The sequence below is a fragment of the Rhodopirellula bahusiensis genome, from assembly GCF_002727185.1.
GTDB lineage: Bacteria > Planctomycetota > Planctomycetia > Pirellulales > Pirellulaceae > Rhodopirellula > Rhodopirellula bahusiensis.
Genome location: NZ_NIZW01000004.1, coordinates 212,746 through 224,533, shown reverse-complemented (window position 1 = coordinate 224,533; position 11,788 = coordinate 212,746). Strand labels below are relative to the sequence as shown.

The 11,788-nt window shown below is 55.1% G+C and carries 5 protein-coding genes; 1 reads left to right on the top strand and 4 read right to left on the bottom strand.

The genetic code is table 11. The features are described 5' to 3' along the window. Positions 1–276: 276 nt before the first annotated feature. Positions 277–1,626 carry a DEAD/DEAH box helicase gene (locus CEE69_RS07560; protein WP_099260175.1) on the bottom strand — a complete coding sequence of 450 codons (1,350 nt, stop codon included), beginning with the start codon at positions 1,624–1,626 and terminating at the stop codon, positions 277–279. A gap of 116 nt (positions 1,627–1,742) precedes the next feature. After that, entirely contained in the window at positions 1,743–2,828 is a 1,086-nt protein-coding gene (locus CEE69_RS07555) for an ABC transporter substrate-binding protein (protein WP_390179964.1), read from the bottom strand. 791 nt (positions 2,829–3,619) lie between these two features. Here CEE69_RS07555 and CEE69_RS07550 point away from each other — a divergent pair. Continuing rightward, the gene (locus tag CEE69_RS07550) at positions 3,620–7,438 is read left to right on the top strand and encodes a hypothetical protein (protein WP_233214958.1); all 3,819 of its coding nucleotides are present in this window, start codon (positions 3,620–3,622) and stop codon (positions 7,436–7,438) included. A 10-nt stretch (positions 7,439–7,448) separates the two neighbouring features. On the opposite strand, the gene CEE69_RS07545 is transcribed toward CEE69_RS07550, so the two are convergent. Next, positions 7,449–10,289: a PAS domain-containing sensor histidine kinase gene (locus tag CEE69_RS07545; protein WP_233214950.1), complete on the bottom strand. Its 2,841-nt coding sequence runs from the start codon at positions 10,287–10,289 to the stop codon at positions 7,449–7,451. Further along, positions 10,282–11,364: an ABC transporter substrate-binding protein gene (locus CEE69_RS07540; RefSeq protein ID WP_233214946.1), complete on the bottom strand. Its 1,083-nt coding sequence runs from the start codon at positions 11,362–11,364 to the stop codon at positions 10,282–10,284. Before CEE69_RS07540 ends, CEE69_RS07545 begins: the two co-directional genes overlap by 8 nt. Positions 11,365–11,788: the final 424 nt, after the last annotated feature.

Here is an 11,788-nt window from a genome sequence, read left to right as displayed (position 1 = left end):
GGCAATTGGGGCGCAGCTCGCGCGATCAGTCCGATGAGTATAGTTGGGGTAAATAACGTCGCAAATTTTTGCGTCATCGCTACTTACCGCAGCGTTCACTCGTTGGACAAATGTGCCAATTGCACCGGTTCTGATGACGAAATCGACCCGAGAGGTACGCCCACAAGAGGGGGCGGGAACGGTGGGTCAGAGGTCTCGCAACTCACAGCCGTCACAATCGACACATTCTTGCGTCAACTTGGACGTTGGGCCTGCGAAAAAGTTCCCTGGTAGAAATCAGCGCCGGCGACGGCGTTTTCGTGTCATAGGGTTGAGGGTGCGCCGTACCTCTTTCTCTGGCTCGGGCGCCGCCGCGGCAACCGCTGCTGCTTTCTCAGCGGGCGATTCAAAACCATCCATTTGATCCCGGATCAGCAATTTGTTGATCCGTTGTTCAATGCTGGTCAGGATGTCGCCTTCACCAGGCACGACAAAGGTATAGGCGACACCATCTCGGCCCATTCGACCGGTTCGGCCGACTCGGTGAACGTAGTCGTCGCAATCTTGGGGGACATCAAAGTTGACGATGTGTGAGATCGTACTGATGTCAATTCCGCGGCCGACAACGTCCGTTGCAACCAGAAACTTCAAGTTGCCGTCGCGAAGTTTCTGAAGCACGCGGTCACGCTCGCGCTGCTGCAAGTCACCGTGAATGGCACCGCAGGCGCTTCCGTATTCATGTGCCAGCTTTCTGTGCAGGCGATCGGTTCCACGCTTGGTGCGACAGAAGATGATCGCCTGTTCAGGTTTTTCGCGTTTCAGCAGCGACTCCAGCAATCGAACTTTGTCGTCCTGGGCAATGGTGAAGTAGCGCTGTTCGATCGTGTCGACAGCCATTTCATCACGGCAGCAATCGATCACGACTGGTTCGTGCATGTAGCTCTCCGCCAAACGGCGAACAACCGGCGGCAAAGTGGCCGAAAGCAGCAAGGTTTGGCGATTTCGAGGGCATTTCCGCATGATCCGTTCGATCTGCGGCCGGAATCCGATGTCGAGCATGCGGTCGGCTTCGTCCAGCACCACGCACCACACTTTGTCAGTGCGCAAAGTGCCTCGTTGAAGGTGGTCGTGCACTCGACCGGGGGTCCCCACAACAAGTTGTGTTCCATTTTCCAGCTGACGAAGCTGGCGGTTCATGTTTTTGCCACCCGACAGCACTGCAATCTCGGTCGGGACGCCACGAGCGAGCTTTTCGGCTTCCGCGGCAACTTGATCGGCCAACTCACGAGTCGGGACGATCACAATCGCTTGCGGGTCGCGGCAATCTTCCAAGGAATCCAGCTGCTCGAGGATCGGAATCCCGAACGCGGCAGTTTTGCCGGTACCCGTTCGGGCCTGCCCGATCACGTCTCTGCCATCCAAGGCATGCGGGATCAAAGCGGCTTGGATCGGCGAGGGCGTTGTGAATCCCGCGTCCTTCACCGCTTGGCGCATAACCGGCGACAGATCCAATTCATCGAAGGAATCCATGTCTGGCGGCGTTTCTACCGGTCCGACGGATTCAAGTAGAGCGATTGTGTCGACAGGCTCTTCGAAGCGAGCGGGTCGTGATCCGCGTCCTGTACGCGGTGGGCGTTGATTTCTCATTCTGTTCATGCCGGGAAGTCTATCCTCTGACTGTCGTTTGCGACACTGATCAGATGCGGCGGGAACGCAATTTTTGTTGGGTTCCGCCCCGCAAACGCATCCGCGTCCACCTGAACTCACTCACTTGCGATGGCGGGACGCAAGAGTCGCGAGATGTTTGGGTCGTCTTGGTTCTTTGCCGTTGCGACAAAAACACCGGTGTCGATGAACTGCTCGGGCGTTTCTCCACGAAGATGAGCCGCCATCGTTTTGACTGCTTTGTAGCCCATCGCGACGGGATCCTGCAGCACAATCGCCTGCACATCGCCAGCCGACAGTGCGTCTCGCAGCGAGTCGCTGCTGTCGAAGGTGACCAAGTTGACTTTGCCGGCCAGGTTCCGCTCGCGGAGCGCACGCAGGGCTCCTTCGGCGGTTGGTTCACAAACGGTGCAGATCCCATCGACTTCTTCGCCAAATCGATTCAACAACGCCTGAGCTTTGTCGATGGCGGATTCCGTGGTGGTGCCAGCGTACTGGTCACTGCTTAAAACTCGGATGTTTGGGTACTCGGCGATGGAATACAGAAAACCCTCTTCGCGTTGGTGAGTGCTTTCACTGCCTTGTTCGTACCTCAGCAAGATCACGTCACCGCCCTTTTCTCCCAAGGCGCTTGCCATCGCCTCGCCCGCCAGTTTGCCGCCTTCGAAGTTGTTCGTCGCGACGTAGGAAACAAAATCGTCCGGGTCGGTGTTCAATCCGCTATCGAAAATCACCACCGGTACGCCGGCACGACTCGCTTCCTTCACCGGACGGACCAGAGCGTCGGCATCCAATGGAGCGAGCAAGATTCCGTCAACTCGAGCGTTCAGGAATCCTTGCACGACATTGATTTGCTCATCACGGTCGTTCTCTTTGGAAGGTCCCCGGAACGTGATCTTCGCGTTGATCTCTTCGCCGGCTTGTTCCGCACCATGTTTGACGGATTGCCAGAAAATGTGCGTGGTGCCTTTGGGGATGACCGCGAAGTGCAACTCTTTGTTGCCTGAGTCGGCTGACGTGTCCGCTGGAGGCTGGCAGCCAGCGCAGGCCAGCAACATGACGACCGGCACGAGACAGAATGAGCGACGAACGAGGTTTGCTAGCAATTGACCAGCCGAAGCACTTGAGCCAGTCGCGTTGATCAAGCTTCGGTGATCCGATGTCGCTGCAGAGTGATGACGCAACTCGGCGGAACGTGACGCGGCAGATGAGGGATCACCCGTAGAAACCTGTGAATTTTTCTGCGCTTTGGAATGTGAAGAGAACTGCATTGAAGGAGTTGGCTTTGGCGGGAGTGAAAAGAAAATCGATAAAGTTTTCACGCTGATTCTAAACGATTTTCGGGACCAAAATGAATCGGAGTCAAAGGACCATCGAGAACCTGAAAGAGTTTTTACGAACTCGGCTTGACCCACGAAAGCGGCCCCGGCTAAGTTGCCCCCATCGTCGCAAACGGACCTCCAACCCGGTCCGATTGCGACGTGCGATGTTTCAAAATTGCATCTCGCATTGGTCGTCTTTTGATTGCGATTGAAAGGCTGGCTGCGAGATTCTCAAGACGTTTTTGATGGTCACGGATCGACCTGAAAACCCTTGTTAGGATTTTGAAATGACGGACGTTCGGTTGGTGATCACAAGGATGTGCTCACTTGATCGAACAAACCGCCCACCGGCTCCCGGAACAGAAGCGCGTTGTCCTCCGCCCCCCTAGGACCTCGTACTTTCCGGGAGCTTTTTTTCTGCGCCGACTGAAAGTGCGATGCGACGATGTTCGCGTCCATGGTGCGAGTGCAATCGTCACCGCGGCAACGATCCATCACCCACGAATCTTCTTCGCAACCTGAGTCATGCACCCGTCCCGCGAAGGCTTCAAAAACGTCTCTTGGGGTCGTTTGACAAAAATGGGTATGCTTCGCCATGCCGCACCACGATGGAAGGGGATGCGGCTTACTTTTCACGGATTGGATCGATGGCGATGCGACGCAAAGCGAGCCGGGACTACGACCTCGATGCCAAATTAGGTGTCATGGAACGTTCGCAGGAAGTTCGCACCCGCAGTCGCCGGCAAGGCCGACTGCAACGCAAGCGAACGCTTGTGCTGGTGCTGCTGGCGTTCGTCATTCTTGCAGTGGGGGCTCTTCCGAGTCTCGTCAGTCACTCGCCAATGGGACGTTCTTTGTTGGTGCGAACGCTCGATTCGTACGACTTGGACGCCGACGTTGAGTCGATGCAAATCGGTTGGTTGACGCCTCTTCAAGTTCGAGGCCTGCATCTGGTGGGACGCACCGGCGGATCCGAGATCTCCGTGGATGATTTGCAAACCTCCATCTCGCTGAGCAACCTTTGGTCGGGTGAACCTCAATCGGGGCAATTTGGTGAAGTGCTTGTTCGCGGTGTTCAGCTTTCCTGCACAGTTAGCAATGGAACCACTTCCATTGAACAGGACCTGGCCAAGCTTCTGGCCCCCAGCAGCGAACCATCCGCCTTCGTTCCTCGAGGCATAGTCAAACTGCAAGATCTCGCTGTTCAAGCGACCGACCTGGCAACCAACCAAACGTGGACTCTGAGCCAATCTCACGCGGATGCCACGCTCGACGCATCGTTGCTGGATGTCACCTTTGATGGTGTCTTGAGCCAGCCCGGTGGTGGCGACGGGTCGCTGGCCGGGCACGTTAAATTGGCAATGGATTCCACGAATGCGTCTGCAGCCAATGAGCAGCTTGCGGTGGAGATTGATGCGGATTCTCTTCCGCTGTCCGTTCTCGCTCTTGCTCAGCGTCGTTTTCCCGGCAGCGAGTTGCCGACGGCTATCACGGGCGATGTTTCTGGCAGAACACAGCTGATACTGACAGGAGCTGGCGAGCCTAACCTTTCCTTGCGTCAATTGTATGTGCGAAACCTGGTTGCGGCAGATTCGCAAACCGGTAGGAAGCTTTGGGACAACGAGCTAGCAACGTTCGATGGCGACTTGCAAATTCGCGGCGGACGTCTCAACGCCCAACAGATCAACGCGAAGACGGACTTTGCTAGCGTTCAAATGAACGGTTCGTTCCCCGATTCCGTTTCGTTGGCGGGGGCTTCGACGAATCCATTGGCGTGGCTGAATCAAGTCGACGCAACCGCGACCGTTCAAGTTGACTTGCCGCGATTGCGACGTGCATTGCCCGAGTTGTTGCCTCTGCGAAACGGGGTCACTTTGGTCGACGGAATTGTCGAAGCTCGCATCGAACCCCTCGCGGATTCAGGCTCAACGGCACTTCGAGGCGAGAACGTTCGTCGCCGCCGATTGAACATTCGCAGTGGCGTCATTCAGGCTCAATCCGATGGTGGCGAGGTACGTGTTGCACCCATCGATGTGCTTGCGATCGTCGCAAGCGATTCCCAAAGGCTTTTCGCGGAACAGTTCCAACTCGACAGTCCTTTCGCTGCGGTCAACGGCCAAGGTGACCTGCGAAGCGGATCCGCCAATGTGGATATCAATTTCGGAAAGCTCGCTCGTATTCTGCGTCCACTGATTGACTTGGACGAACGACGCTTGGAAGGCAACGTCCAAGGCGGTCTGCAATGGAATGCTCAGAACGACGGAATGTGGCGTTTGCGTGGCGATGGCCGGATGACCGGACTAGCAATCGAGCTGACTCCCGGGCAAAGCTTTCAACCTTCATCGTTGCAGTCTCAACTGGATGTGACAGGTCGTTGGCAACCAAGCGGCGGTGGACATTTGGCTGAATTGACCAGCGGAAAACTAAACGTTCTCGGAAATGGATTGGAAGCCGATGTTGAATTGGTCCAAGCGATCTCGGGTTTGGATGCCAACCGTTTGATTCCGTTACGCATGAGCGGCCAAGGTCAGCTCAATGCAATCGCACAAACTTTGGCACCTTGGATGCCGGCGGGCTACGAATCACTGCAGGGTGGTTTTCGATTCAATGCACGAGGAGGGCTGAGTCAGTCCGGTGCGGCGTTGCTGGAATCCGTGGATGCCCAAATCACTCAGCTCGAAGTTCCAATGTCGGATCAGATCTGGGAACAACAGTTGGTCAAAATGCATTTCGATGGCAAGGCGAGCTATCCACAGCAAGACGTCATCATCCGATCTTTGACCGTCGCTGGGGATGCTGCCTCCGCTGCGATTCAGGGTGAATGGATTGGCGGCATGACCGATATCGAAATCGCGTGGCAAGCGGAACTGGAACGATTGCAGACCAGTGTCCGCGAGCGTCTCGCGACTCGTCCAAAAAATCCACGCCTATCGCAATCCAATTCTCAATCACGGTCGGCTCAACAAGTTGCTTACCGAAACGCGACAGCCAACAACGCCGCGTCGAGCGAGTGGTTGCTGCGAGGCAAAATGGAAGGCAGCGTCGTGGCCACGGGTGATCCGGCTGTGCTGTTTTTAGACTCGCACCTGACGGGACAACAGTTTGAGCTGGTGGAGACCGTCCCGCCGACGTCGGTCAACTTTGGCAGCACCAAGCGAGTCGTCTGGGCGGAGCCGAATCTGCGTGTCGATGGCCGAGCGGAATGGAACCGGGTCGAATCGTCACTGCAGGCCAAGGCCATGCAGATCGCTGGCGATTGGTTCGCGACGACTTTGTCGGGAACGGTTGATTGGAAAGGCGATCAGCAATCTGTCCGCATGGAGGGCCCCGCGAATTTCAAGATGGATGAGGTGGCCAGTCGACTCGCCGAGCTGACAGGAACACCAATTATCGCCGAGGGAATTCACTCGACTCCATTGAAATTGGAGTATCAGCAAGGTCCCAAGGACCAGGTTTCATTCAACGTGAATGGCAGCTTGGGCTGGGAAAGCGTTGATACGGCTGGAATGTGGTTCGGTCCTGCGGAAGTGCCTTTCCAAATGACCGAAACGGTCGTCTCGATTGCTCCGAGTACGATTCCGGTTCTGGGTGCCAGTCGCTACGTGCAGCAACAATACGGCCCGGTGGTGGCACCGCTGGACTACGACCCGAATGATCCGGCCACCTATCAAACGAACGGGATGGCTTCGGCTGCCAATGGCAAGCTTTTGTTGGCCGGAGACGTCCACTATCGCCCTGCCATTTGGATCGATCTGAAGCCGGGGCCGATTGCCAAGAATGTTCAGCTCACGCCCGAGATCACCGGCCAGTGGCTGAAGTACATCGCTCCGATCGCAGCAGATGCCGCTCGAGTGGATGGCACCTTCAGTGCGACGCTCGAACAAGGCATGGTCTCCATCGACAATCCGAATCAATCGACGATTCGAGGCAGATTGGAAGTTGATCAAGTTCGTATGAACGCCGGACCGTTGGCGGATCAGGTCATCGCAGGTGCCCGGCAGTTGCAATCTCTCGCTGCTATTGGATCACGTGCCAACCCGCCTCGCAGCGGACGGACATTGATCACCATGCCAGCTCAAACGATCGAGTTCAACGTCGCCGGCGGAGTCGTGGATCACCGCGCACTGCTATTGGAAATTGATCGTGCCAAGGTGACCACCAGCGGCCGCGTGACGATGAATGGGCAGTTGGATTTGATCGCTCAAATCCCACTGGATGCATCATGGATGGGAAGCGATCTAAGTATGTTGACCGGTCAAACCATCACCATTCCAGTCAGTGGGACTTTGGATCGTCCACAGTTGGATTCGTCTGGTATCCAGCGGATCATGGCGGACATGGGAACTCGAGCCGCACAGGATGCCGGCGCGAATTTCCTTCAGGAACAGATCGGCCGCGGCCAACAACAGCTCGAAGACAGTCTGAACAAAGGAATCGAAAAGCTTCGGATCGATCGATTGTTTGGGCGGTAGTTCGGGCTTTTCAAGAGAGTGCGATCGGAGCGTCGATGGCCGGCATGGGCATCGGTGCTACCGCGATGGCGTTTGTCGAAGAATCAGTTTGCTTTGTCTCTCGCGGAAGGGACAGAGTGAACAGGGTTCCTTCGCCGAGTTCACTTTGGATCTCGACCGTCCCTTGATGCAGTTTGGTGATGACGTCGTAAGTGATGGACAACCCTTGCCCGGTTCCTTTGCCGACCTCTTTCGTCGTGAAAAATGGTTCAAAGGCTTTGGCTTTGACCTCATCTGACATTCCTGGACCATTGTCCCTGATTTCTATATAGACGTGATTGTCGTCGAATCGGGTGGTGACATCGATCTCGCCTAGTTCGATTGAATCGTCGTTCAGTGTTTCACCAATCGCATCCGCCGCATTGATGATTAGATTCAGGAAGACCTGGCTGAGTTCAGCGGGCAAGGCACCGATTATTGGTAGATCACTCGCGAGCGACAGCTCCACCGAAGCGACGCATTTCCATCGATTGCGACTGAGGATGCTTGCGTCATGAATGAGAGCATTGATGTCCGTGTCGCTTTTGGCTTGCGACCCGGGGTGCGACATCACTCTCATTGCCCGCACAATTTCGACAACTCGGCTGGCGGCTGTTGATGTCTCTTCGATCGCCATCGGGAACTGCGAACGTATGAAGTTCAAACGATTTTCTTTCAGCATCTCGAGAGCAGTCTCAATTCTTTTTTCCCTGCTCTCCGGGCTCATCTTCAGCAGTTCTTGGAAGGTGTCGACGACAGCAAGTAGACGACCGGAGTGTTCTTGCAGGAAATCAATGTTGCCTCCGATGCACTGCATTGGAGTGTTGATTTCGTGAGCAATGCCAGCGGCAAGTTGCCCAATCGACTCCAGCTTCTGAGCTTGAGCAAGTTTGTTTTCAAGCTTTTTGTAGCTCGTCATGTCCGTTGCACAGGCAACGAACACCTGTTTGGATTCGTGCTCGATGGTGAGCGTTCGGACGTGAACCGGGTAGGTCGTGCCGTCGGTTCGTTGGTGGGTTGATTCGTATTCCACTTCAACGGCATCGCCCTGGATGATGGGCTGCAGATGCTTCTTCAGTTTCTTTGCGTTTGTCGCGTCAAGAAAGTCAGGAAGGCCTTTTCCGCGATACCCGGTTTCATCCACCAGCAGGTTTTGACAGGCGGCGTGATTGAGTTCCAGTAGTTCAAGGTTGTGCGTGCTAAACACGTAGATCTCGCTGGGACATTCGGCTTGAATTTTTGCCAACCCATTGAGTCGTTCTTCTGCAGCCTTGCGTTCCGTGATGTCAATGTAGGCGCCCACCAGACCAACGCTCTTGTCTTCCAGGTTGCGTAGTGGCGTTTTACTGGCGAGCACGACGAAGGACCTCCCGTCCGAACGATGCTTTGCCATCTCTTGGTTCTTAATGGGAATCCCATAACGCATGATCGAACTTTCCAAGGCAATCTTGTGCTCGCGAGTTCCGATTTCCCAGGGAAGTTCAGCGTCGGTTTTTCCGACAATGTCCGCTTCGGAGGTCAGCCCCATCCATTGAGCGAAAGAGCGACTGCATCCCTGGTAGCAACCCATTTGGTCTTTCCAGAAGAGCGGGATCGGCAAATTGGAAAGCACCGAGCCCAGCAAGAGCTGCTCGTTTGCCAACTCGGTTGCCGTGTGATCAATCGCATCGACCTGCATTGCGATGTCTTTCGACACCTTTCGCGTGAGAATGAGGAAGATCAGTCCTAGAATTGCTCCGGATGCGAGGTTGACTCCCCAAACGGTCTTGAGTGTTTTTGCAAAGCTTTCCGAGTATCGGTTTTTTTGTTTTGCGCCTGCCAAAGCAAGCTTGTTTCGTTGCTCATCGAACATGCTAGCGTGCTCAGCTGCGAGTTCGACAAGTCTCTCACGCTCGGACCTGCTTTCAGCGAGAGCGAACTGCAATGCCAGGAGTCCGGGCAAATGATCGGTGAAGGAGCCGGGTGATTTCCTTGGTTCGATGTGATCCGTCATCGGATCAAAAATGGTCGATTCGACTTCGTCGATTACCTTCGATTTCCCGAGCTCTTCGGTTGATGCCTTCAACCGCAACAAAATAGGGCGAATATGGTTTTGACTCATATCGGTCAAGTCATCGACATTGGGAGTCGCTATCAATTGGCTGAGATTGAAACGTAGTTGCTTGATATCACCGCTGAGCTGATTGGTGAGCGTCGAACCGGCGCAATCCCTCATGATCTCCGCGATGGGTTTTGGCTGGTTCGAAAGATGGCTCCGCAACCCAAGCGCCAGATTGAGGCGGTGTATGCCCCGTTTTTTGTCAGCGGTTTGCAACAAATCGACGAGCGTGCGGTCCAACTCCGAGAAACGTCGTTCCGACATTGCTGTCAGATAGATTTGTCGACGCTTCCAGATTTCTGCCCGGTTGTTCCATTCCTTCAACGGTGCAGCTTTGATCTGCAGCCGTTCGTCGCCCTGGAAATCAAGGGCAGCGTTGAGAGAATCGCAAGTGCTTTGGACCAGCAGCAATTCTTCGTGCCAATGATTGCCCAGGTGAACCAAGGGTGCGTCGGTCGTAACGGCCGAATCCGACAGCAGCTCCGTCCACTCTTTGTTTCGGCTGACCGTCACTCGGCTCATTGCTAGCCTCGCATCGTTGACCTGAGCTTCGATTAAATCTGCTTTGGTTCGGCTGTCTTCGTGCCAGTTCAACAAGGCGGTCGCGATGGCAAAGAACAGAACGCCACTGCAAACCGCTGTTGCACTCAGCCAGCGAACTCTACGTTGAGCATCGTGGGCGTTCTTTGACTTCTTGGGGGGCGTGCCGCTTGCGATAGAGTTTGAATTATTCAATGGACAGCTCCTCCCATACGAGTGATTGGCTGCCATCGGCGCCAATCAAGACAGGCCAAACCTTTTTGCTGGCTTGATGGTCGTCTGGACCGAGAGTCAGGGGGCTGCCCAAGCCTATGTCAAATTGTCCGAGCCTTTGCAGGGCTTCCGCAATCGCTTTGCGGCTGACTTCCCCTTGGATCGATGCAACCGCTTTGATCAAGATGCGTCCGACGATGTAACCTTCCAGCGACACAAACGACAGCGGCAGTTCGGAATTGTAGGTCTGCATCGCACGACGGTAGTCACGGACCAACCGCAGATCGCTATCGAAGTGTGGAACCACTTGCGTCGCGATGATCCCGTTGGCCATGTCACCGAGAGATCGTTGGAGTGCATCGGCACCAACGAACGATACAGCCAAGAATTGAGGATTGAAGTCATTCATGCGTGCTAAGCGGACCAACTTCGAACAGGGTTCATAGGTCCCTACCATGATGACCGCTTTCGGAAGAGGCTGATGCATCAACAGATCGGCGAGTCCCTCTTCAACTTGTGACGTGTTTCGGCGATAGCGACCATGTGGAACGCTCGATACTTTGACTGGCTGGTGCCGGCGGATCGCGGCCAGACCACCAAAGAATCCGTCGTCGCCGTAGCTATCGTTTTGAGTGAAAAAGCCAATCTCGTCTGCTCGGATTCCTTTCGCCACCAAAGCGTCGACCATGGCGGCCGTTTCTTCTGCATAGCTGGCTCGGTAGTTGATAACGAGGTTGCTGGAATCCTGTGTTCTCAAAACGCTGGCTCCCGTGAAGGCGCCAAAGAACGGCGTGTTTGACTTCTGTGCGATCGGGATGGCTGTGATGGCGGTGGGCGTTCCAACATTGCCAACCACGGTTAGAACATTGTGAACACCAGTGAGTTGATGCATGTTGGGGGCGGTGCGGGCCGGTTCGTACCCATCATCGAGGGCAATGAGTTCCAGTTGCGTGGAAGGAAGTGCCTTCCTTGTCTCCGGTTCGCCGAATGCGGCGAGAATTCCATGCCGCATATTGATACCGAGTTCCGCTGCCGGCCCGCTCAAAGCGGTCGACATGCCGAACTTCAACAGACGCGTATCAGATGGTTTTGCTCCAAGCGAATTCGGTTTCGCTCCCTCAACCGGTCGCAAGTTGGTGCTCAGCAGCGTCACGATCGCAATTTGTGCGAAAACGTGCCCGAGTGACGGTGCTTGTGTGATTGCCCCTTTAGTCTTCATAAAAGTTGCCCCTTTTTAAGTGAAAGACTCACAGGGAACCTAGGTCTGGATTCAATCGGGCCACGTTGGGGGGAGATGATTCAAACCCTGGAAATGCATGTCAAAAGTGCTCGTAGCGGTCATGCCGGAAATCAATGCAATTCGCTCGCCGGGGGTTTCAAAAGACGCCCTGCGGTTTTGGGTTTTGGTTCCGGCGTGAACGGTCGCGAAGCAGGAATGCGAAGCGCGGACGCAAATCCGACGTCGCTGGCATCCAGGATGT

What these genes read in the sequence shown, in the direction of transcription:
- CEE69_RS07560 (WP_099260175.1), bottom strand. Translation starts at nt 1,626, where the DNA reads ATGAGAAATCAACGCCCACCGCGTACAGGACGCGGATCACGACCCGCT.
- CEE69_RS07550 (WP_233214958.1), top strand. Translation starts at nt 3,620, where the DNA reads ATGCGACGCAAAGCGAGCCGGGACTACGACCTCGATGCCAAATTAGGT.
- CEE69_RS07540 (WP_233214946.1), bottom strand. Translation starts at nt 11,364, where the DNA reads ATGTCGACCGCTTTGAGCGGGCCGGCAGCGGAACTCGGTATCAATATG.